The 23,188-nt window shown below is 43.4% G+C and carries 20 protein-coding genes and 4 pseudogenes; 6 read left to right on the forward strand and 18 right to left on the reverse strand.

The annotated features are described in order from the left end of the window. The 5 genes from CS022_RS21440 to CS022_RS21460 form a co-directional block, all read left to right on the forward strand. A partial coding sequence (locus CS022_RS21440; protein ID WP_201746338.1) for a pyridoxal phosphate-dependent decarboxylase family protein occupies positions 1 to 1,719 on the forward strand: 1,719 nt, incomplete at its 5' end. 78 nt (positions 1,720 to 1,797) lie between these two features. Then, positions 1,798 to 3,042 (forward strand): carboxynorspermidine synthase, encoded by a 1,245-nt coding sequence (locus CS022_RS21445; RefSeq protein ID WP_129123974.1) that lies wholly within the window; start codon positions 1,798 to 1,800, stop codon positions 3,040 to 3,042. Positions 3,043 to 3,108: 66 nt separating this feature from the next. Further along, the gene (nspC, locus tag CS022_RS21450; RefSeq protein ID WP_129123975.1) at positions 3,109 to 4,245 is read left to right on the forward strand and encodes a carboxynorspermidine decarboxylase; all 1,137 of its coding nucleotides are present in this window, start codon (positions 3,109 to 3,111) and stop codon (positions 4,243 to 4,245) included. Positions 4,246 to 4,389: 144 nt separating this feature from the next. Continuing rightward, entirely contained in the window at positions 4,390 to 4,629 is a 240-nt protein-coding gene (locus tag CS022_RS21455) for a hypothetical protein (protein WP_129123976.1), read from the forward strand. A 509-nt stretch (positions 4,630 to 5,138) separates the two neighbouring features. After that, the gene (locus tag CS022_RS21460; RefSeq protein WP_129123977.1) at positions 5,139 to 5,354 is read left to right on the forward strand and encodes a DUF3820 family protein; all 216 of its coding nucleotides are present in this window, start codon (positions 5,139 to 5,141) and stop codon (positions 5,352 to 5,354) included. Between the two features lie 16 nt (positions 5,355 to 5,370). Here CS022_RS21460 and CS022_RS21465 read toward each other — a convergent pair whose 3' ends face one another. The 12 genes and pseudogenes from CS022_RS21465 to CS022_RS21515 form a co-directional block, all read right to left on the reverse strand. Next, positions 5,371 to 5,871, reverse strand: coding sequence for a GNAT family N-acetyltransferase (locus CS022_RS21465; RefSeq protein ID WP_129123978.1), 501 nt, complete (start codon positions 5,869 to 5,871; stop codon positions 5,371 to 5,373). 254 nt (positions 5,872 to 6,125) lie between these two features. Further along, positions 6,126 to 6,653, reverse strand: a complete 528-nt coding sequence (locus CS022_RS21470; RefSeq protein WP_129123979.1) for a GrpB family protein — start codon at positions 6,651 to 6,653, stop codon at positions 6,126 to 6,128. A 372-nt stretch (positions 6,654 to 7,025) separates the two neighbouring features. Then, positions 7,026 to 9,302 (reverse strand): hypothetical protein, encoded by a 2,277-nt coding sequence (locus CS022_RS21475; RefSeq protein ID WP_129123980.1) that lies wholly within the window; start codon positions 9,300 to 9,302, stop codon positions 7,026 to 7,028. A 226-nt stretch (positions 9,303 to 9,528) separates the two neighbouring features. After that, positions 9,529 to 10,170, reverse strand: coding sequence for a response regulator transcription factor (locus tag CS022_RS21480; protein WP_129123981.1), 642 nt, complete (start codon positions 10,168 to 10,170; stop codon positions 9,529 to 9,531). Further along, positions 10,142 to 11,538 (reverse strand): annotated as a pseudogene (locus tag CS022_RS21485) (cache domain-containing protein). The gene CS022_RS21480 and the pseudogene CS022_RS21485 overlap by 29 nt, the downstream one beginning before the upstream one ends. A 70-nt stretch (positions 11,539 to 11,608) precedes the next feature. Beyond that, positions 11,609 to 12,894 (reverse strand): annotated as a pseudogene (locus CS022_RS21490) (TRAP transporter large permease). Further along, positions 12,891 to 13,420: pseudogene (locus CS022_RS21495) on the reverse strand (TRAP transporter small permease subunit). The pseudogenes CS022_RS21490 and CS022_RS21495 overlap by 4 nt, the downstream one beginning before the upstream one ends. 76 nt (positions 13,421 to 13,496) lie before the next feature. Continuing rightward, positions 13,497 to 14,581, reverse strand: a pseudogene (locus CS022_RS21500) (TRAP transporter substrate-binding protein). 246 nt (positions 14,582 to 14,827) lie between these two features. Further along, positions 14,828 to 15,028, reverse strand: coding sequence for a GrpB family protein (locus tag CS022_RS28320; protein WP_129124000.1), 201 nt, complete (start codon positions 15,026 to 15,028; stop codon positions 14,828 to 14,830). Positions 15,029 to 15,259: 231 nt separating this feature from the next. After that, positions 15,260 to 16,054, reverse strand: a complete 795-nt coding sequence (locus tag CS022_RS21510; protein ID WP_129123982.1) for an ornithine cyclodeaminase family protein — start codon at positions 16,052 to 16,054, stop codon at positions 15,260 to 15,262. Then, positions 16,051 to 16,173 carry a hypothetical protein gene (locus CS022_RS27520; protein WP_268967927.1) on the reverse strand — a complete coding sequence of 41 codons (123 nt, stop codon included), beginning with the start codon at positions 16,171 to 16,173 and terminating at the stop codon, positions 16,051 to 16,053. Before CS022_RS27520 ends, CS022_RS21510 begins: the two co-directional genes overlap by 4 nt. Positions 16,174 to 16,199: 26 nt before the next feature. Then, a complete protein-coding gene (locus tag CS022_RS21515; protein WP_129123983.1) occupies positions 16,200 to 16,772 on the reverse strand; it encodes a hypothetical protein in 573 nt (190 codons plus the stop codon). 138 nt (positions 16,773 to 16,910) lie between these two features. Between CS022_RS21515 and CS022_RS21520 the strand changes: the two genes are divergently transcribed. Continuing rightward, a complete protein-coding gene (locus CS022_RS21520) occupies positions 16,911 to 17,522 on the forward strand; it encodes a LysE family translocator (protein ID WP_129123984.1) in 612 nt (203 codons plus the stop codon). A 142-nt stretch (positions 17,523 to 17,664) separates the two neighbouring features. On the opposite strand, the gene CS022_RS21525 is transcribed toward CS022_RS21520, so the two are convergent. The 6 genes from CS022_RS21525 to CS022_RS21540 all read right to left on the reverse strand — a co-directional run bounded on the left by CS022_RS21525 (position 17,665) and on the right by CS022_RS21540 (position 23,093). Further along, positions 17,665 to 17,859, reverse strand: coding sequence for a hypothetical protein (locus CS022_RS21525; RefSeq protein WP_129123985.1), 195 nt, complete (start codon positions 17,857 to 17,859; stop codon positions 17,665 to 17,667). Between the two features lie 244 nt (positions 17,860 to 18,103). Then, complete coding sequence (locus CS022_RS25545; protein WP_201746339.1) at positions 18,104 to 19,018, reverse strand: hypothetical protein; 915 nt, start codon at positions 19,016 to 19,018, stop codon at positions 18,104 to 18,106. Next, the gene (locus CS022_RS21530; protein ID WP_201746340.1) at positions 19,003 to 20,706 is read right to left on the reverse strand and encodes a M14 family zinc carboxypeptidase; all 1,704 of its coding nucleotides are present in this window, start codon (positions 20,704 to 20,706) and stop codon (positions 19,003 to 19,005) included. The genes CS022_RS25545 and CS022_RS21530 overlap by 16 nt, the downstream gene beginning before the upstream one ends. 63 nt (positions 20,707 to 20,769) lie before the next feature. Then, positions 20,770 to 21,510, reverse strand: a complete 741-nt coding sequence (locus CS022_RS26845) for a helix-hairpin-helix domain-containing protein (protein ID WP_235869842.1) — start codon at positions 21,508 to 21,510, stop codon at positions 20,770 to 20,772. Continuing rightward, the gene (locus CS022_RS26850) at positions 21,414 to 22,151 is read right to left on the reverse strand and encodes an ATP-grasp domain-containing protein (RefSeq protein WP_235869843.1); all 738 of its coding nucleotides are present in this window, start codon (positions 22,149 to 22,151) and stop codon (positions 21,414 to 21,416) included. Before CS022_RS26850 ends, CS022_RS26845 begins: the two co-directional genes overlap by 97 nt. A 6-nt stretch (positions 22,152 to 22,157) precedes the next feature. After that, positions 22,158 to 23,093 (reverse strand): ATP-grasp domain-containing protein, encoded by a 936-nt coding sequence (locus tag CS022_RS21540; RefSeq protein WP_129123986.1) that lies wholly within the window; start codon positions 23,091 to 23,093, stop codon positions 22,158 to 22,160. Positions 23,094 to 23,188 lie beyond the last annotated feature (95 nt).

The following is a 23,188-nucleotide window of genomic DNA, read 5'->3' on the forward strand; positions in this document are numbered from 1 at the left end:
GACGGCAGTAAAAATAAATTTGGCGAGCCAGAGGCGGATCCGGAACTCACTGCAGCGATTCAACGCGCCTGCCTTGAGCGCGGGTTGATCATCGAGAAAGGGGGGAGGGAAGGCTCGGTACTTCGTTTTTTGCCTCCGATCATCATTAGCTTTGAAGAAATTGACTTTGCATTGCGTGTGATGCGTGAAGCCGTGATTTCTACAGCAGGCCCAATGGAGCCTCAACTCACCAAAGAGAACATGCTGGCGGAGTGGAAACAGCATTTTATTCATACTGGGCCGGGAGGCGCAGACAGCTTTGAAGCATCGATGAATAAAGTGACTCACACGTTGAAGCAGATATTTGAGCAGGCAGACGCGCCTTACAGTGGTATGGACCCGAAAGTGTTGGCTTCTTTGATCAGCCAGCAGCAAATGGGTGAAACACCGCTGCCGCTGGATACGGTTATTGAACAAACAGGTGACTTGATAGGCCGCAATTCGATACTGGTTCAACACCCACATTGTATCGCTCATTTGCATACACCACCTATGTTGCCTGCGGTTGTAGCAGAAGCGTTCATTACTGCGCTGAACCAATCGATGGACTCATGGGATCAGGCCAGTGCTGCAACGTATGTTGAGCAAAAAGTTGTCGACTGGTTAGCTGAGCAATATGAGCTTGGCGGCGGTTCCGATGGCATTTTCACCAGTGGTGCGACGCAAAGTAACCTGATGGGACTTCTGATTGCACGTGATAACGCAGTGAAGAAGATCTCCGGCGAATCCGTTCAGAAGCAGGGGCTACCGAGCTATGCGGATAAGCTTCGGATCGTGTGTTCAGGTAAAACCCATTTCACGGTACAAAAATCAGCGTCACTACTTGGGCTTGGTGAGTCCTCTGTGGTTTGCGTAGGTACCAAAGAGAATGGTGCTATCGAAGTGACTGAAGTGCAGGAAACGGTCGCCGCACTGAAAGCCGAAGGGCTTATTCCCTTTGCGGTTGTTGGCACTGCTGGAACGACAGACCACGGCGCGATTGATGACCTTGCCGCACTGGCAGATATTGCAGAAATTGAAGACCTCTGGTTCCACGTCGATGCAGCTTATGGCGGTGCACTGGTTCTCAGCCGTCACAAGAGCCGTTTAAAAGGCATTGAGCGTGCTGATTCGCTGAGTGTTGATTTCCACAAACTCTTTTTCCAACCCATCAGCTGTGGTGCGGTATTGCTGAAAGATGGATTGAATTTCAACTATCTCCTGCACCATGCTGACTATCTGAACCGAGAAGACGATGTGCTGCCAAATCTGGTAGATAAATCTATCGCCACGACACGTCGTTTCGATGCACTGAAAGTGCTGATGACGATGCAGAATGTCGGTCCACAAGCGCTGGGTAACATGGTGGATCACCTGATTAATCAGGCGCAGCAGGTGGCTGATATTGTCGGTCATCGTCCTGAGTTTGAGCTTCTGGCGGACCCCGCGTTAAGCACCGTGCTGTTCCGTTATGTCGGCATGGCATGTGAAGGCATTAATACGTGTCAATTTAATCGCCAACTGCGTCTCGAAGCACTCGTAAAAGGGGATGCGGTTCTGGGTGAAACAACAGTTAACGGCAAAGCTGCGCTGAAATTCACCATTCTTAATCCGTGTCTTGAGATGGCGCATTTCGAGCAACTGTTAGACAACATCTCTCAGCTTGCTGACAGCATGAGCGGTCAGATTTCAGCATCCTAATATACGGAAATAATTATCTCAGCCAGCCTTGAATGCAGCGTATAGCGCGGGCTGGCTTTTGAAAAAAGGAATCAAATTATGTCAATTCTTCAAATCGGTGCCGGTGGTGTTGGTTGGGTCGTTGCTCACAAAGCGGCGCAAAACAACGATATTCTGGGTGATATCACCATTGCTTCACGAACTGTCACCAAATGTGAAAAGATCATCGAATCCATTAAAGGGCGCAACAACCTGAAAGACCCTGCACGCAAGCTTGAAGCGCGTGCGGTGGATGCCGACGATGTTGCCGCGCTGGTTGCATTGATAAAAGAAGTCAAACCCGGTCTGGTTATCAATGCGGGACCGCCATGGATCAATGTGACAGTCATGGAAGCGTGCTATCAGGCGCGTGTGTCTTACCTCGACACGTCAGTTGCTGTTGACTTGTGCTCGGAAGGTCAGCAAGTGCCGGAAGCTTACGATCCACAGTGGGCGTTCCGCGAGAAATTCGAAGCGGCAGGCATCACAGGTATTCTGGGGGCGGGCTTTGATCCAGGTGTCGTGAGCGTGTTTGCAGCTTACGCGAACAAGCACCTGTTCGATGAAATCGACACTATCGATGTGATGGACGTTAACGCGGGTGACCACGGTAAAAAGTTTGCGACTAACTTTGACCCAGAAACCAACATGCTGGAAATTCAGGGTGATTCGTTCTTCTGGGAAAATGACGAGTGGAAACAAGTCCCTTGCCATACCCGTATGATGGAATTCGATTTCCCACTGGTCGGCAGCCACAAAGTTTACTCAATGGCGCACGATGAAGTCCGTTCGTTGAAAGAGTTTATTCCAGCAAAGCGTATCGAATTCTGGATGGGCTTTGGCGATAAATACCTGAACTACTTCAACTGTATGCGCGATATTGGCCTGCTTTCACCGGATCCCGTCACCTTGCAAGACGGCACGGTGGTTGAGCCATTGAAAGTACTGAAAGCGATTTTGCCGGACCCAACGTCCCTTGCACCGGGCTACACGGGTAAAACCTGTATTGGTACCTGGGTGCAGGGTAAGAAAGACGGTAAGCCTCGCAGCGTATTTGTATACAACAATGCCGATCACGAAGTGGCGTACAAAGATGTTGAACATCAGGCAATCGCCTACACCACAGGTGTTCCTGCCATTACCGCTGCACTGTTGTACTTCAAGGGTGAGTGGAAAGGCAATGGCGTCTTTAACGTCGAGCAACTTAACCCAGATCCGTTCCTTGAGTTAATGCCGACTATCGGTCTTGATTGGGGTGTTGAGGAGCTGGAAGTCAAAGCACCTCAAATTAATATCCTTAAGTAAAAACTCTCGAGTTAACAGCAAAGCCAGCCCTTAGGCTGGCTTATTACTATCAGGTTGCCGTAACAGATGAACGCAGATACAAACCTTACCACTCCCTATTTCATGATTGATGAGAAAAAGCTCATCGAAAACCTCGAGAAAGCCAAAACCCTCAAAGCGCTATCTGGCGTTAAGCTGGTGCTTGCACTCAAGTGTTTCTCTACATGGGGTGTTTTTGACATCATCAAACCGTATTTGGATGGAACAACCAGCAGCGGGCCTTTTGAGGTAAAACTGGGTCATGAAACCTTTGGTGGCGAGACTCACGCATACAGTGTTGGTTACAGCGAACAAGATGTTCGCGATGTCGCAGACATTGCCGATAAGATGATTTTCAATAGCCAATCCCAGCTCAAAGCGTATCGCCACTTGGTCGAGGGTAAAGCCTCTGTTGGTCTGCGGCTAAACCCGGGAGTAAGTTATGCAGGTCAGGATCTGGCTGATCCGGCCCGTGCGTTCTCCCGTCTGGGTGTCCAGTTCGATCACATCGAAGCGTCGGTGTTTGAAAGTATCGACGGCGTGATGTTCCACATGAACTGCGAGAACAAAGACGTCGACGCCTTTGTTCTTTTGCTTGAAGCTATCTCCGAGCGTTTTGGTGATTACCTGAATCAACTTGACTGGGTGAGCCTCGGGGGCGGTGTATTCTTTACCTGGCCAGGATATGACATTGAAAAATTGGCAACGGCATTGAAAGCATTCTCTGAACGTCACAACGTACAACTTTACCTTGAGCCGGGCGAAGCAATCATCACTAAAACCACAGATCTCGTGGTGACTGTGGTTGATATCGTTGAAAACGAAAAGCAAACGGCAATAGTAGACAGTGCGACTGAAGCGCATCGCCTCGATACGCTCATCTATAACGAACCAGCCTCAATTGCTGAAGCTTCTGAGCAAGGCCAATACCCTTATGTTATCGGCAGTTGCTCGTGCTTGGCGGGTGATCAGTTTTGTGAAGCGACATTTGATGAACCGCTGAAAATTGGTCAACGTCTGCATATTCTTGATAGCGCGGGTTACACCATGGTGAAGCTAAATTGGTTCAATGGCTTGAGAATGCCATCAATTTTTTGCCGCAGGGAAAACGGTGACATTCAGAAATTGAATGAGTTTGACTACAACGATTTTAAGCGCTCACTGTCACAATGGTCAGTAAACTGATTAACCACAAACTGGCACTGTGAACTCAGTGTCAATTTTCTTGTTTTATCTCCCAGCCTGAGAGCTGCATCACTTAACCATCCTTGCTTGCCTCTTACCCTGTGAATTATAACAATGTGTACGAATAAACAGAGGGTTAGGGAAATGGACTTCTTTACATTTGCAGTCATTGTGATTGCCATCTTATCGGTCACAAAAGTATTACAGATTGGTGTTGTAGCAAAAAATAAATCGAGCGAGCAAGGAAGCGTTTTAGATGACGTTGCTGCAATAAAGGCTGAGAGTGAAAAAGAAATAGCCGAACTTCGTGAACGTATTGAAGTGCTTGAGAAAATAGTCACTGAGAAAAACTACAACTTGGATCAACAGATTCGTAGTCTTTAAATTCTTGCCTCAATGAGTGGTAAAGATAGCTATCTCGTAAATGTAGTGGCTTGAACTAAAGTCACTAACATTAACGATTACTAATAATAAATTGCATATTAAATGTGATCATCATTAAGTAATTCTCACTTGTAGTCCCTTAGAATATTCATTCTTGACGCATCTGAGGGACCGTTATGACCAGGCTGGTTTTTTGCGCCGAATGCGAAAAAAGTACGATATTTCGTCGAAAACACCGAAATATTCTAGAAAGGATGCTGACACGTAGGCATTGGTTGAAATATAAATGTCTGGAATGTGGGGAGATGTACTTTATCAATAGTAAAAACGACGTTGAGAGGAAAAACTAGTCGGTTTTGCGACAGTACATCGCTGCTGCGCTGCTCATAGTCTCGTTTACGCTATCAACCCTCACTTCTGGTCATGCCAAAGCAAAACAGTCTATGTAAGTCCACCCCTAGAAATTGGTCAAATTGGGCCGTTTAATTTCCCGTGAAAAGAGTGCACTCATGCTAGAAAAAGAAAATATGCTCAAGCTCGCCAGAGTCCAGATGCCTTTTGGGAAATATGCGGGTAGGGTGCTGATTGACTTACCTGACGAGTACTTACTTTGGTTCGAAAAGAAGGGCTTTCCTGCGGGCGAATTGGGCACGTTAATGGCGCTTTGTCTTGCCCTTAAAATCGAAGGCTTAGACAGTGTTATAAAGCCATTGAAAGAACGGTAATCATAGTTTCCACTGTTTATATTTTGCTTTCAAGAATCACACTTTTTCTTGACCCCGAATTTCGCTTAGCTGTGTCAAGAAAAGTGTCAATGACAGTAAACCCTGCCTTTCTCATCATGCCCGCTGAGGCTAAGTTTTCTTCATGCCTTTCAATAAGAACAGTCTCTTTACCTTTTACTTCCGCCTCTAAAATACACTCAGTGAGCAACTGCGTTGCAACACCTTTCCCTGAATGTTCATCAGACACAACGACATCACCAATGAAAGAGATATTCTCTACAGGGCCATACTTCTCAAGATAATTGGGGCTTTTACTTCCCTCAATCAACACAGCAAATCCGATGATTTCATGTTCATAAATTGCGGTGATTGTTGTCGCACTTCCTGTTTCAACAAGCTTGAACTCATTATCAACACCTTCAGGCGTTAAATGGTTCCATTCATTTGGGCCGTATTTCCAGAGAAGTGTTTTTAGTTCGTCGATATTATTTAAAGATGCTTTTCTATATTCAATCACTCAATTTACTCCAAATCATCTTGGTTTTGCGAGAACTCATCATCACTTGCCTCTTTAACCAGAAAAGGCAAGTGCCTTATTCTTGACCAACCATAACAAACCTATTGATCATGAGTGAGATTATTAATGTTGGGTTGATCGAGTGCAGAAGGAAAATACGGAGAGAAGTAAGGGAAGGTTAAACTCGATAACTCATTGGTATGAAGAGAGGTGTATTACCTCTCACAGAGTTATTGAAGCTATTTTCTCTATCGTTAGTTGTTTAGCGCATAGATATTTTTTACAAAGTCTTCTTTAGCATTTGTGTACTGCTCAATATGGTTATATTTTTCAGCTGCGTGCTGTTTAATGGCTGCATATTCTACTCTGGCCTGCTGGTTTTGATTCAGGTGGTCTCGGAAGAAAAGAAGGTCAGACCAAGCCCTTCCTTTGAGCTCAACAAAATGAATATAGTGCGTTTTGACCTGCTTAGTATCGTCAGTGTATTTTGCTAAGATGAATCGGCCTTCCATCATTTGACGACGCATGGGAATAAAGCCAAGTGTTTTCAACTGGCTAGTTAGTTTGTCGTTAATGTCATTGAGAGAATCAATACCAATCGCGATATCTATAATGGGTTTTGCTGTTATCTCTTGTATTGCCGTGCTACCAATATGCTGAACGCACTCTTCTGCAATCCCGGTAATGCTAATTAAGGCCTCTTTTACATTTTGGAACTCTGTCGCCCAGCTTTCGTTGTGTTCAATTAGCTTTACTTCTGGTCCTTTTACGCCGAGTGTCATTGTTTTTCCTTATGGTTTTTCCTTATGGTTTTTACATAGATTTTTAGGACATTTACACAAATTCCAACAACGGGAGATTTAACCCTGATTGATAGGGTAGGGATGGCAACTAGCTTCAACAAGTAGGGAAGGGAGTTGAGACACCTTTTTATAAAGGCTATGGCCTTTACTTTATCCTAGCTTTCAGTCACAAAGCGCTCATCAGAGACGCCGACGCAATTTTAATAGCTGTTTTTAACAATTTCAGTTTTTGTCACTGTATATGAGAGTGATAACTAAAATGTGGGCGATATGGAAAAGTTGGCTTCTCAACCATTAGTTGTCACTAAAAGATGAAAAGCCAATTATGTAGAGTTTCACTGCTCTTTTAATTTATAGTTCATTTTTTAAATGAGTGTAGGTGACCTCAATAGGCACGGATTCATGAATGCCGTCACCGTTGTAGTCCATCTGAACATACTCGTAATTATATGGCGCGGTTTTATTGAACAGTTGTGCTCCCTTCGGGTTTCCATCACTGTCGTAGTAAACCCATCCTGCGGCCCTGCTAGTTCCGGTACCCCAGTCATTACCATCACCAAAATTATTGTTTATCCATGCTTGATTGACTGGAATGGCATAGCCACCCTCACCATTCTCTCCCCATTTCCAGCCTTCATTAGCGTCACCATTTCTCCATGCTGACCAACCACTGTGCAGTGAGTCTCGATTTAATGCATCTTTCCAAGACCCTTCTTTGGAGTAAAGAGAAGACTTATCTTTGGTCTGATTAAATAGTTGACGTTCGGGATCGACATATTGCCCGCCAGCACTGAGCCTTCGATGATTAAAGTTCTCGAATGAAATAGTATCTGTTTTATTCCATCTTCCATTGCCCTCTGACCATACCCAGTTGTGCACTCCATTCGTACCGGCGTTACTCTCGAGAGTAAGCATCAGAGGAGTACCATTTTTGTTATAGGTAGCATGCCCATTGTAGCCACTCCACTCTGAACCTAAACTTGACGTCACAAACTTGTTATCTACACTAACGGCGTATCCTCCATCAAATTGATTCTTGCTATTATTTTTCCCGAACCCCCACGCTCCTTTGCCTGATTGCCACCATTGTTTTACTGCTGATTGCTGGCCAAACTCTGCAATCGAGCCTTCAGGCCAGGCAGTGACATTTTTATTATTTTTACCAACCTCTTGATTAAACAGCCTTGCTGCTTGTCTACTCTGCGGTGTTTGTGGAATTAATGCATTATTAGATGGCTCTTTATTGGGTATTTTCCCTTTCTCCATATCTTGGACAAGTTGTTCCAGATCTTTTTCTTGTCTAGAGGTAAGTTTTTTGCCGTCTTTAAGGAATCGGTTAAAACTAGCTATGGCTTGCTCTTGTGTTAACCCTGATTTGACCATGGCTTGCCCTAATCGTTGGAGTGCTTCAACACCCTTTTCGCCAATTTCTCGTCTGGCACGATTGAGGTTATTGAAATCCTGCATGTTGATAGCGTCATCACTATCTAAGCCATCGTTATCTATGCCGTTTAAGTTAAATCCTCCTCCTTGGGCAGCTTTGTAAGCACTTTTTATCACATCCTGTGCAAACCCTGGCGCTTTTCTTATTTCGTCTCTGAACATCCAGGCTCCTATGAATCCTGCCGCCTTAGCGTAAGGGGATGAAGAACCTTGGCCTATTGCATCGATCATTGCGGTGCCGGTCAAACCTGCCGCACCACGAGACAGCACCTCTTTTAACCCGCCAATTTTTGAGAACACATTAGCAAGTTCAACCGGGTCAGCATTTTTCAAGCTTTTGTACTGTCCTCCTGCTAAGCCTTTTGCGAGCTGTGCCGTTGCTCCTGTTGCAAAAGCTGCTGCGGCGCCATAACCAAACTTTTGAGCTCCAAGCGAAAAACTATCACCAAAATTACGTGCATTGTAAGTCCCATTTTGCGCAGCTCTAATGGCTTTATCTGCTTGGTCTAGTTCTGCTCCACCACCTATTGACCCTATAAAATACCCAAATGGTAAATCTTTTTGCATTTTACCAATGAGATATTCAGTGGCTGCGGTACCTACCGTGCCTACAAACGCTCTTTTAATCGCTCCTGCTGGGTTTTCACCTGGTTTGTAATCATACTGGCCGCCAAAGCCGATTTTGCGACCGAGCGCATTAGTACCCCACGCCGCAAGTGCTTGACCAAAAACATGTCTCATACCAGCCATCGTGTTACTAATGTACGGAACTGCTGGCTTTAAAGCTTCACCAACAGGACCCGAAGGCCAATTATCATTAATATACTGATCCAGGAATGCTTTAAAACCAAATGAAGGCGCGTATGTAATTAGTCCTCCTACCCCTCCAGTTACAACGGCACTTCCGACTTGTGAGGCTAAGGATCTTAAACTTGTATCTCTTATCGCGCGGTTGTGCAACGGACTGCTTGTTTGATCAACATTCACTAACCTTTTATTAAAGTCCTCTTGGCTAAGCCTATTTACCGGGTTTAATCCCGGTGCCTGTCTACTATTTTTAACTGCGTTTATACTTCTTTCCTGTTTTTTACTCTGTATATTATCTTCTTTATTTTTACCTTGTTCATTATCTATTAAATTATTTACTTCATTATTTTTCTTAGTTGGAGCTGTCGCTATTGCCATAACACTTTCTCCTTTTTACTTTTACTGTGGCTTTACTCTTGATATATGATTGAATTAAAGATTTAGCGATGAAGTTATTGTCGACGAGTGTATAAAAGCTCATCATTTATGGTTTGTATTTTGTATTTTGTATTAAATAAATAATTTTGTTCAATTTTTTTAAAATATAGTGATTGAATTATACATTATGAAAAAAATTCCATCATTTTAAATATATATTTTCAACTTAATTTAATAGGTTGTTTTTTATTGAGTACTCTACCATCTCAGCTGTTGTTGATAGATCAAGTTTATGTTTTATATTCTGTCTGTGCGTTTCTACAGTTCTGACACTGATATCCAGTTCTTGTCCTATTTTTCGACTACTCAGACCTTTGGAAACGAGTATGAGAACTGTTGTTTCTCTCTGGCTCAATACGTCTTTTTTATACTCACTTCTTTTCCTGTTTGCAGAAGATTCAAAGAGCGCTTTACTTGAGTTTTGACAAAAATATGTCGCACCTTCATGAACAGCTTTGATTGCATTAATCATTTCCTCTAGTGACACATCTTTCAAAATATATCCTGACGCACCCGAACTCATGACTTGTTGAATATATTCTCTGTTATCATGCATCGTCAAAATGAGAACTTTTATATCGGGGTGATGATCTCTAAACATTTTTGTAGTTTCGATACCGTTAAGTACCGGCATGCTGATATCCATAAGAACAACGTCGGGCTTATACAGTTTCGCATTTTCGAGAGCTTCTGCACCATTCACTGCTGTTCCAGCAACCGTGAGACCAGTTTCATTTTCAATTCGAGCAACAAATCCTTCCAGCACTGCTCTGTGGTCGTCAACTAACAAAATACGGATACTTTCCATGTGTTTTCCCTTCCATATACGTGTTTAGATTGAGGAGGACAGTGAGTTCAGTACCAAGTCCTTTTTCAGTTACAATGTCGAAGTCACCACCTATAAACTCTACTCGCTCACGCATGTTTTTAAGGCCAAGACCGCCACCCTTTATGGCCTCTAGAAAATTAAATCCAATGCCATCATCCCGTATAATGAGTTGGATCTTTTCACCCAGTTGAGAAACAATAATGTCGACGCTTTTGCACTGGCTATGTTTTTCAACGTTGACTAATGATTCTTGAACTATGCGGTAGAGCGTGGTTATTACTTCGGGTGAAGGCTCTATTTTAAGTTGATCTAAGTGTGTATCAACACTAATACCTTTCAACTCTGATATATCTGTTGCTAATAATTCTAATGCTGCGTTTAAACCTATATCATCTAGTGCTGATGGGCGTAAGTTTCTTGATATATTCCTTACTTCGCGTATAGCATTTGAAAGAGAGTGCTCCCCTTTTTTTAAGTGAGCGTTAATATCTTTAATTCCAATATCTGTAAGGTGCTGTGATACTAATTCAATATGGCACTTTGCGGATACAAGGAGTTGGTTTACACAGTCATGTAACTCACGAGAAATATGCTTTTTCTCATCTTCTTGTAGCATGACTGTTCTGAAGGTTAATTCTCTTAATTTTTTGTCCGCAATACGATGCTCATGCAGATTCACTGCGAGCGCAACAACAACAGTTATTATTACAGTCGATATCAAAATAGATAAAATAGCGATATAGGTCTGGTTTATATTCGATTCAACATCCAGTTTAACACTTTCAATTTGCTCACCTATGTCTTCAATATATAAACCTGTTCCTACCATCCAATTCCAGCGCGGCAACCAGATGGCATAGCTCAGTTTTGGTACCACTTCATTAGTTGATGCTTATGCCATAGATATTGATGGAAGCCACCTCCAGATCGCGCAGAGGCAAGAAGACTCTTTATGATGAAATTATCATTAGCGTCCTTTATATTAATTAAATTTTTCCCCTCCAACTCAGGCTTGATAGGATGGGCTAGATTTGTGCCAAATTGATCGTAGACAAAAAAGTAACCATCGCTACCATATTTTAGATCACGTAATATTTTGAGCGCCTGTTTTTTCAGGTTTTCGTCATCTTGCCTAATATCAGAATATAAATAGTCGATACTCTGAATCGCAAGGAGCATATAGTTTTCAAGTGCTTGCTCTTTACTATTGAACATACTGTCACGAAAAGATGACACCTCTTTCTTACCCAAAGACTGTGCCTGATTAATGGTTATCCAGCCAATTAACGCACTGATAACAACGAGAGGGATGACGGTAATAAAGATGATTTTCAGCTTAAGTGGCATACCCTCTCCTTTGAACATTCTTAATACCCCCCGTTTATGCGACTAATAATTTAATGTCTGTACGTCTCGATTAACTCAGTCCGTAAAAGCCTGGGTAAACCAAAATACTCAATAAAACAACTATTTGTATGGCAATAAACGGTAGAACTCCACGATAAATATGGCTTGTTCTTATGCGTTCAGTTGCAACACCTTTGAGATAAAACAAACTAAAACCGAAAGGCGGTGTTAAGAACGAGGTTTGAAGGTTCATAGCAATCAGAATAGCGAACCAAACCATGTTGATTCCGATGAGTTCAGCGACAGGGGCCAGTATCGGAACAATGATGAAACAAATCTCGACGAAGTCTATGAAAAAGCCAAGTAACAATACAACCAGCATTGTCAGTATCAGAAAGCCCCACTTTTCCCCCGGCAATGCGGTGAGCCATTCCTCGACAAGATAGTCACCTCCCGTATACGTAAAGGCCATTGAAAACGCGGTCGCACCAATAAGGATACCAAACACCATCGCAGTGACTTTTACTGTTTCCGTTGCACTTTCGAACATGAGTTTCAGTGAAAATTGGCCATATACTGAGGCTAGGAAGATGGCACCGACACCTCCTAATACTGCAGATTCAGTTGGCGTAGCAATGCCAGCAAAGATGGAACCTAATACAATGATGATAAGAGCGAGTGGTGGAATGATGGCTTTCAACGCATCAATGACCTCTGACATTCGGTCTTGGTCTTGTTGTCGTTCCATTGCGCCTGCTAGCTTGGGGTTAAAGTGAGCATAAATTAGGATGTAGGCAATATAACTTCCTACAAGGATCAACCCGGGTAGTACAGCGGCTTCAAACAAATCGCCAACAGGTATGCCTAATACATCACCGAGTAATATCAGAATAATTGAAGGGGGTATGATTTGCCCTAGTGTGCCTGAAGCACAGATTGTTCCGCATGCTAATTGCTTTGAGTATTGATATTTCAGCATCACAGGCAAAGAAATCAGCCCATTGCCACGACTGATGCACCGACAACGCCCGTTGAGGCTGCCAACAGACAGCCCACTAACACAGTTGAAATGGCCAAACCACCACGAACGCTGCCGAACAATCTTGCCATGGCCTCCAGCAGCTGTTCAGCGAGTCTGGTTTTCTGAAGGACAAGACCCATAAACACAAACAGAGGTACTGCCATCAGAACCGTATTTTCCATCACGCTCATGATTCGAAACGGCATAAAAGCGAATATTTCCATTCCCTCTGCCCACAAGCCGAATATCAGTGCAATACCGCCAAATGTGAACGCTACGGGAAAGCCCAGTAACAGTGCAAATAAGGCAAACACAAACATCACTATACCTGTCATGATGCAGCTCCCGTCGGTTTACTCTCAGAAATGATCCGCTGTATAGCGTTGAGTGATTTGCCCGTACCTACAATCAACAAGAAGAAAAAAGAAACAGGTATCATGCTTTGATTATCCAGCGATGCGACAAGCCACCCGGGTCGCCGCTACTCTCGCCGAGTTGGTATGCTTCCTGAGTAAAGCCCAAACCGTAGAAAAAAATAAGAAAACTAAACGGCAAAAGAAGAAATAGACAACCGAGTAGATCAATAATTGCCTGTGACTTGTCAGTCTGCCGCTCGTAAAAAATATCGATACGAACATGTCCGCCAGTCTTGAGTGCGTAAGGAATGCCCAGTAAGAAGACAGCAGAAAAAAGGTGCCACTCAAGCTCTTGCGAGCCAATTGATACTTGATTAAAGAGGTATCTCATTACGACGTTGTAAAATACATTAAGAACTAGCAATAGAAAGAGACTGCTCGCGAGCCATCCGAGGAGGTCAGCAACTTTATTGATGAGCTCTTCCATGCGAATAAGTGATTTCATGCCCACTCCATGAACAAAAAAAGTACCGGACGATACCCGGCTGATATGTCCGGTCAAAAAATTGTAGGGGAAATAATTATTGGGCCTGAAGATAGGCTTGTTCAGATATAGACGTCCAACGACGGATCTTCGTTAAATATTCGCTTTGGGAATCGAGTATTTTCTTCGCTTGGGCATCATTTTTTGCATAGTTTTCCAGCAGTTCATCATTAGCGCTTTTCAGAGCTGCCAATACATCAGAAGGAAACTGTTTGACTTTAATCTCGGGGTACTCAGATGTCATTTTGTCCCAAGCTTCAGCACTGGCATGCGCATTCTGAACAAACATATCGTAGGATGCCGTTCGCATTGCTATGCGAAGAATCTCCTGTAAATCTTCGGGTAGTCGATTCCATGTTCTTTTATTGATTAAAAATTGAAGTTCTGTCGCAGGTTCATGCCAACCCGTGTAGTAAAAGGGCGCAATTTTGTGGAACCCCATGCGTAAATCTAAACCCGGACCAACCCATTCCAGAGCGTCTATGGTGCGTCTTTCCAAAGCAGTGTAAAGCTCGCCCGGGGCAATGTTTGTGGGGCTTGCGCCGAGTTTAGCGAGCACTTCGCCTGCGAAACCGGGTATGCGCATTTTGAGGCCTTCCAGATCAGCGACTGAGTTGATTTCTTTTTGAAACCAGCCGCCCATTTGGACGCCAGTATTTCCTCCCGGGAATGACAGAAGATTATGTGGTGCATAAACCTCCTCCATCAGTGCCATTCCATCACCATGATAGAACCAACCATATTGTTCTGCAGCCACCATACCAAACGGCATAGTCGTGAAGAATAAAGTATTGGGCACTTTGCCTTTCCAATAATACGAAGCAGAGTGTCCCATGTCGTACTGCCCAGACTTCACCATATCAAACACACCAAATGGGGCTTTATGTTTATTCGATGAATCGATACGGATTTTTAATCGGCCGTTAGACATTCTTTCAGCCATCGAAGCCATATTTTTGCTGGCGTCACCAAAGATGGGGAAGTTGGGCCCCAAGTTTCTGCCAACGTTAGGCGGTATGTTTTCTCTGCGGCGAGCGAAGAAAAACTGAACAGTAACGAAAAACAAACACATCCAAGTTTACCTAGCTTTTTTTTGTCGATTTTTATTTTCTGACGTTGCATGTTGCACTTCCTTATGATGTCCGAAGTTCCAATCTAGGATGCGTAACAAATCAGTAACAAAAAACAGTACTATTTCGCATGTATTGGTAAAAAGTTAATGTGAAATCTACGTAAGGCATTAGTACGTAGTAATACTTATTAAGTGCCTTTAACGATTTGATAAATGTTTAATAAGCGATTTTTTCAGAAGTCAGGGGTTGAATGAGAATAAGCTGATATACGTAAAAATTAATATTTCTTCGTATGTTAATTAATGTGATCGTTATTGAAGATATTATCGACTAGTTTGTAATCAGAAATAAATAATGTGATTGCTATATGATATTTGTCATTTGAAGTGTGAGTAACAATTGCGATATCGATGATGGGTTTTGCTTTTATCCCTTCTATTAAAGTGCTTCCAATATGTTGAATGTACTCTTCTGCAATCCGGATAATGCTAACTATTTAACTCTTCAAATATTTTTCTGCTAATTCTTCCAGCACCAGTGACAAGCTAACTTGAAAGAGCCATAAATTAAACAAGGCGGTAATGTTTGCCTCTCATAAGTGAAAATCCAGCCTTGTATGTACAAACAACCTGAATATACAGCTCTTCTCAGCCTCTCAGAAAGTAAGGTGGCACTTTTGCGATCGGAGCTGGTTCAATAGACATTTGTAGTGCCGCTAGCAGTGTTTCTATTGCTGGTGGTTGAGGTAATCGATGATTCGGTCACCCACCACAACCTCCGTACCACTTCGGCCAGAAGATAGAAATACGTGGTAGCCAGTCGGATTGTTCGGAGCATCAAACGTCTCGAGTGAAACAACATCACTAGTATCCCCTAAGAAGTGGGGTTTACTATAACTCTGCAATTGGTCTAAGGCATCGGTGACTATGACAGATGCCCTTTGACGGATATTCTTAGGTAACTCATGGCGATCGGCAAACTTCGGCCCAATGCTGGAGAGATAGGCGCCATCTTTTATCCAAGACGCATCTAGAATTGGCTTCGGAGAGCTGGTCGCACAAATGATAATATCTGCGGTTTTTACTCCCTCTTCGACCTCATCAATCACGACACAGTCAAATTTATTTTTATACTCTCGAATTATCCGATCACGAAGTGTATTCGCCTTTTCTTGAGTGCGATTAAATAGAATCACTTTTTTGGGATTTCTTACCGTTAAAGCCGCTTTAAGCTGATAATAAGCGTGGTGGCCAGCACCGATAAGGCAAATTGTTTCAGCTTGTTCGCTAGACATCATACTCATCGCATAGCCATTAATTGCAGCCGTTCGAATGACACCAAGTCTTGAGCCGACAATCAACCCTTTCAGTTTGCTTTCAACGGATGAATAGACAGCAACAGTTTGATCTGTGTCTGTTCCATTGCGATTTGGGTATGTATCGTAAACCCTGAAGCCAATGGATTGAGAGGTCGCTAATTCGGCGCCGATGGTAAAGGTTAAGCTTCCTTCACCAGCACTCACGGTATGCTTGGTGGAGAAATAACATCACCATTTTTCGCTGATTTAAAAAATTCAGATACTGCATTGATTGCAACTTCAAAAGGTACGCTCTCTAAATCTTTATCTAAAATGATATTCAATTTTGACTCCTGTATGTAAAAGCAACCTAAAGTCGACCAAGATTTGTATTCTCTTGGTTTGCGTTCTTAAAAATCATGTTTGCTTTATCAACAGATACTCTTCCACGATAAAGAATATGCGGTGTTCGAAAGAAGTTGAGGGGTGTTTTGCCCAAGGCGAACATGTCTTTGTAATAGTTTATTGTTTGGTCGGGAATGTTTTTGAACTGTTGACCACTTTCTAAATCAATTGAGTGGTAGTGTTCGGCCTTCTCGCTCCAGTCACCAAACACTTGGTTGGGTGACCAAAAGAGTGCCATTTTACTGAGTTCGAATGCCTGTGTTGTTACTTCAAACTCAAACCATTTTCCTAAGTTGTGTACTTGATAACCTATGTCGTTTAGCGCTCGCATAAATTTTTCAGGATGGATTGGTGTGAAGTGTAGGACGTCATTCCAAAAGCAATTAAGAGGTAAAACTTTTCTGTTTAATGCAGCAGGGCGAGTCGCATACTTTTGTACATGGTGTTTGTAAAGAGCGGGGGATTGCTGTTTTAGTTCGTTCAGCGGGACGAGCTCGCTGCCGTCTAAATTGCTGGGTACCCGGTGATATATTTTCACGTTCTTTGCTCTTTATTTGTAGATTTCAGACACAAAGTTTACATTTTTGACTAAAAAAGTTTACAGGCATTGGTTGATATTTCGACTGGTAACCCAATTAAAGCCTGAGGAAAAGCACTGTAAATCCTGGAGGCATAAATGGAATACCTTGTGGCGGTCGTTTTATTCGCGGTGTCATCATCGGCGACGCCAGGACCCAATAATTTGATGGTGATGACGTCAGGGCTCAATTTTGGCGTCAAAAGAAGCCTTCCGCTGTTAACAGGCATTTGTGTTGGCTTTGCTGTCATGCTTTTGGTCGTGGGACTGGGGTTTGGTCAGCTATTTGAGATGTATCCTGATTTACACCTCTGGATAAACTGTATCGGAACGGCTTACTTACTTTATCTCGCTTGGTTAATTGCCCGCTCTGGTGATGTTGGTGATTCAGAACGACAAGCTGTGCCAATGACTTTTATGAAAGGCGCGTTGTTTCAATGGGTCAACGCCAAAGCTTGGGTAGTGGCAACGGGAGCCATTGCTGCCTTTACCACTGTGGGGGCAGGGTATTATGCTCAGAATCTCACCATTAGCCTGACATTCCTTTTGGTTTCATTTCCAAGCGTGGGTATTTGGCTACTCTTCGGCTCAATGATTAAAAGCGTATTGAAAAAGACACGTTATAGAAGGTGGTTCAATTACTCCATGGCCATACTTTTGGTGTTGTCTGTTTTCCCTGTGATTAAGGAGATTTCTTCCACACTGTTTTAGGCATATCGATGAGATTTGAGCGTTGGGTATGAGCAAACAATGGGGTACTACGCAATGGAAAATCAGTCCATTTGATCATTGCGTAGAAGAAAGAGGGGTAACATTTCCTGTGTTGTCTCGTATTTCTTTGCTTTTAGACTGATTAAACAAGATTAATCATGCCTGTCTTTACAACCACATCCTGAAACAGGGTCTCGAACTCTCGCTGTGCATTGTCGAGCACGACGATCATTGTTGCAGCGGCTGAATATTTTCCTTCTTTAATTGCATTCCTTAGCCTGTACTGAATAGTTTCTATCTCCTTCCTTTTACTACTCAGTGTCGGATTATCTTGCATTGTTGGCTCTCATTTATCGATTACTTAAATAATGAACGGTGTTTTTATACACGATTAGTGGTCGAAATAAAACGGAAAACTGATCTTTTTTCGGGTTGGTTTTTCATCGGTGAGAAATCAAAGGGACTGAAGCGAAAAGGTGTAAAACCTGCTATGCAAGGTTGGAATTACTTGTTAGAGAAAGCCTACATGACAATGTCTGGCATGTAGGCTTTATGATTTTCTATGTAGTCAAGATGACTCACTAACTCTCTTTGTCCGTTTCGTTACCAGGGTAGTGTAAATACACGGGCTCTGAGTAATTCGGGACGTGATCATAGGTAAATACCGCGTAGTATTTAGCTAGATCGTTGTTACTGAAGTTATCCAGTGTGTATTCGTCTTTCCCGCCATACAGTTTAACGCCATCATGGGGCGAGCGAGGGGGATGGAACCGATTCCTTACGACAAAGCATCCAACGAAATCCTCCTCTTCGGGGTTGCTCCACGTCAGCTTTATTTGGTTGTTTTCAAGCGAATAACTTAAATCAGTAGCAGGTGAAACAGGGTGATTTCTTCGATTGATGTAATGAATAACCAACTCTGATGAGGGGGAGTCAGTACTGTCTATACGCCACTGAATCAATGCGTTCTGTGCTTGAGATTCAGCGGTCGCACGAATCAAGAAGTAAAACGGACGCTTCTCTGCATGTAATCTTCCCAGTTCGCTCAGGCTGTAGCTATCAAAAATAAAGTAATGTGTGCTTTGATCTTTGAGCTGACTGTTGCTGACTTCGTAGCCAATATATTCGATTTTGGTTCGCTTTCGGACACTTTGATAGTCAACGTCTTTAAGTTCGACCAGTTCAACGGTAAATCGAAGGTCTTTGCCCGTTGCGAGCGCATTCTTATTACATAGTTTCAAATACGCCTTGGTGAAAACTGTTTTTGATGGCTCAGGTAATGTCTCTGGCGAGAATTCCATCTGTCCGTAAACGATTCTGCCATTGGCATCGAAGCCAGACGCCAGCTTTGATTCAGTGACTTCTTCCGCGCAAATGGTATTGACCGATGAAGGAGCTAAGGCGAGTCGTGTTTGTGGCAGTTGATAGACCAAATCAAGGTTTGGACGGTAATGTAAGCCGCTACCGAAGGGCCCGTACCCTATATCGAACTGCATAACTTGCGAGTTATTACCGAGCGGCAACTGATTCGGGCCTTGTATACGTAACAGCACTTTTCCACCCGCGACCAATGTTTCGAGGAGCTCCCGTTCGACGCCATTGAAGTTCCACTTAAGCCAGATCCTTGTGTCATTCTGTCAGATTCAATGGTGACACCGAGAGTGTGGAGTGGCTTCGCGTCAGCAATTTGTTGATAATCCTGAATATCGGTGATGGACTCAGGATCAAGCAATGAAACAGACCATTCGCCATACTTTTCAATTTTCGCGTTGACCCGATTCATCGGGTAGAGAGAGAAGCAGGCACTCAGTATATTTGAGCCGTCTTCAATACTGCTGATATCAAAACCAATCACGCCATAACTGATACCACGTTTGCTGTCGACACCGCTGAACATCGAGTTGTAGCCAAAGTGCTCTTTATTTTTCGTCCCTCCATTTTGACCAACGTAGCCAACGTATTCTTTAGAAGGGAAAACAGTAAGTGCACACTCATTGTCAGCCAGTTTGGTTTTTAGCCGTAACTCAGGGCTGAAAGGTGATTTAATTCGGGTGACTTTATCGACTGCACGGATATTGTAGAAATAGAACTGGCCGCTTTTTAGCTGTGTATCGCGGAAGGAAAGCGACTTAGTAACAGTGACCATATTTTCTTCACTGCACATGTTCTTGTTGGAATCACTTCGATAAATTTCGAAATATATATCGTCGCCTTCCGGGTATTGCCACTCTAACGTGACACTGTCATGTTCTATTTCAGCGATTGTGAAGTTCTGTACTCTACTTGGCGCGGCGGGCGAATAGTTGATCGCCTCGCTCAGAGCGTGAATAAGAGCGGGAATATTCTCATCAATACTCTCCGTCATATTCTTTAGGTAGTCAGGAATATTTCTGGTACCCACCTCGACAACGGTTGCCAGTATGCCCTTATGGTAGTAGTACTCCCTACCACTACCATGAATAAGGTTGGCGGGCGGTTTTCCACGGTGAATGCCGTATTGTCTGCCCGTGACTTTCTGAATCTCATGATTCATGTTCGCGCAAAGTGCATTGAGGTCAGTGCCGTCGATTTCGGCTTCATGATTAAACTTATGGGCGGGGAAAAAGACATTTCCCTGACTGTGATAGTCCAATGCAATACGAATATTTGGATGACCGTCTACGAAGTCACGTATGGCGCAGGTCTCAGGCTCAGAAAAGGCGTGGGGACCGCCATAGGTATTCGACGCTGTGTTCTGATTTCGCATGAACTTGGCATCAAAGTTGCGGTTTAGGTCAACACCAAATGTGCCGTCGCCATTATTACGTCGGTTTTTTCGCCAGAAAGAGAAGTGGTTTCGTGAGAATTCGAAGCCATCTGGATTTAGGCAGGGCACCATGTAAACGGTGTTGCGACTCAACGCTTCGCGTAGCTTGGGATTGAAACGATAGTTATCAACGACATATTGAATGAATTTGATGGCGAGTTCATTTCCAATCCATTCTCGTGCATGGATTGAGCCAGTATACAACATGGCAGGTTTATCATCAGCGTATGCGACTTCATTCGATATTGTCATCAGCATGATTGGTCGACTTTCCCACGTTTCGCCGATGCTCTGAAGGCGGAAAAGATGGGGGTGTTCTCGCATCGTTTTTTTCAGAAAATCGATGGTTTCCTGATAAGAAGCATATTGGACTTTCATGTTACCTCCCTAAAAAAACACCGGAATAGAATTCCGGTGTTTAAGTGGATTCAAGGCGCTTTCTTATGCGGTCAGGTATTTCTGAGACCAGCTCTCAAGGATCAGCGCGAGTTTTTTCTGTTTGAGGTTTTTCACGACACAAAGGGTTTGAGGGTCAGTATTGATGGCCTCGACAAAGCCCTGAGCTGAAAAGTGATCAATGATGTCTTTCACCATCTTCTCGCCAATACCTTTAATGTCAGTCAGAAATTGACGTAATTGCTCATCATCAAACCCTGCTGGCTCATAACTACCAAATACATTCTGAGACTGTTCATCTGCACCAGGCATTGTCTGAATTTTCTTGGCTTCTATTACTTTTGCGGGCAGCTTGAAATTGTCCTGACGGTTCCATATCTCGCTGGGCCACTCTTCTTCTGGGCAGTATTGTGTGTCGACAATGGGGAAACCCATTTCATCAAGTTGATTGAACAGCTCATTACTGTCTTGGCTTGGGGTATATTTAGCGAAAGTAATGTGGCGCATGGTTCTCAGCAGGCCAGAGTCAATCTTGCCGAGTTCTTCCCAGTTGAACATTGGGATATGCGGCTTCCTGAACTTGCCGTCTGACAGAAGCCACATCAGGTATTGGCCAATCCAGTCTCGAATATAAGGGAAGGCTGCAAACGCAGTAGCACATTCAAGAATACGGAGCTTTCCATCTTTACCTAATGCGATATCACAGGCCCAGTACTCGGCGTTGGCTGCTTTTGATGCGCGAACAGCAAGGTCAAGCACGTCTTCAGGCACATCTTGATAATCCATACTTCCACCCTGCTGGTGTTTGTCAGCCACTCACCTTTTGGCGGACGACGCCAGAAAGCACAGACGGGCTTATGACCAACCAGCATAACGCGTATATCGGCTTCCATTGGCACAAAATCTTGCACATAAACCGGATAATACTTTCGTTCCCAAAGCAGTTCTTTGGCTTCTTTGTAGCTGTCGACCTTATGAACAAAGTAGCCCCCGTAGTTTGATGGGCCATATGAACGCTTGATGATCTTTGGGTAATCGGTGTTCAAAAAGAACGTTTCTGCCTGCTCTGGGATATAAAAGATCTCAGTCTTTGGTACTGGCAAATCATACTTATGACAGAAGTGCGTCACGTTCTCTTTCGATTTGTTAGAGAACTGGCTGTCCAGAGACGGCAAGAAGCGCACATTTGGTAGCTTACGGGCTATTTCACGGAAGGTTTCATACGCTGTTGCTGGAATGTTACCAATCAGAATATCGATATTCTTGCGCTTCACTTCTGCAATGAATCTGTCTTTGTCATTGCCCCAGTGATAGGTGACGGTTTCAATTTTTTCCGGCCATCCTTTGAAGTTTGATTTATCAAAAAAACGAAGGACGTAGTCCAGATATAGCAAGCCAAGTTTCGGGAGTTTTTTATTATTTTTCATTGTTTTTTACGCAACCTTGATCGTTTGTTCGCGTGCTTTGTAGTGCACTGTTCGTTCCAGTAGGTTGACCAGTGCGTCGATTTTGTGTTGATTGAAATTGATACCCAGCTGCTCTTGTTCAGGCGTCGCGAATGCAGGGATAGTGTTCACTTCCAGAACGACGTACTCTTCTCGTTCCTGGTCGTAAATGATGTCGACACCTGCGATCTCGAGTCCCAGTATTTTGGCCGATTTGATGGCCAACTCGATCACTTCTTGGTCTGGTTCTCTCACAAACACTGAACCGCCACTGGTGATATTGGTCTTCCATTCGCCCTTTGGTGCTTTGCGTCCATAACAGCCGACAAACTTACCGTCGACAATATCAATGCGATAATCCGTGTTGTCATAAGTGACAAATTTTTCAAGATAAAAATAGCGAAGCTCGGTTTGTTCAATAAATGGCAGAACCGTCTTTAGCGCGTTTTCACCTTCGATTTTGACGATGCCTGATCCGCCCCAGCCATCGACAGGTTTGTAGATCATTTTCCCGCCAAAATCCGTCATCGCTTGCTTTAAGCCCTCATAATCATCTCTGCCTACCAGACGATAATCAGGGGTTGTTACACCATGAAGATTAAGTAGATGTGAGGTTTGAAATTTGTCTTCAGCAATGGCGAATGAATCAAAGTTATTGATGGTAGGGGTGACGTGACTAACCATTTGATACAAATAACGCTGATAAGGTGTTTGCTCTCCCGCGTTATAGCTGAGAAACGCATCTAGCTCATCCATTGATACGCCATTACAATTGATCGCACCATTTTTTACCTGAGCATGCTTAAGGTCTAAGCCTGTGATGCACTTTATTCCACGATCTTGAAGTTTGTGTACAATTTTTCTCTGAATTTGTTCCCCACCTCCATTTCTATATAACCACATCCCCACAGTGCTCAAAGACATATGTTTACTCCTTAAAAAAATAGGCTCTCACAAATTTGCGAGTAGGCTAAAGGATCTTAAAAATAAATTATGTGACCTCGTCGTTAAAAAATGAG

Origin of the sequence: Veronia nyctiphanis, assembly GCF_004116385.1 — a bacterium.
Taxonomy (GTDB): Bacteria; Pseudomonadota; Gammaproteobacteria; order Enterobacterales; family Vibrionaceae; genus Veronia; species Veronia nyctiphanis.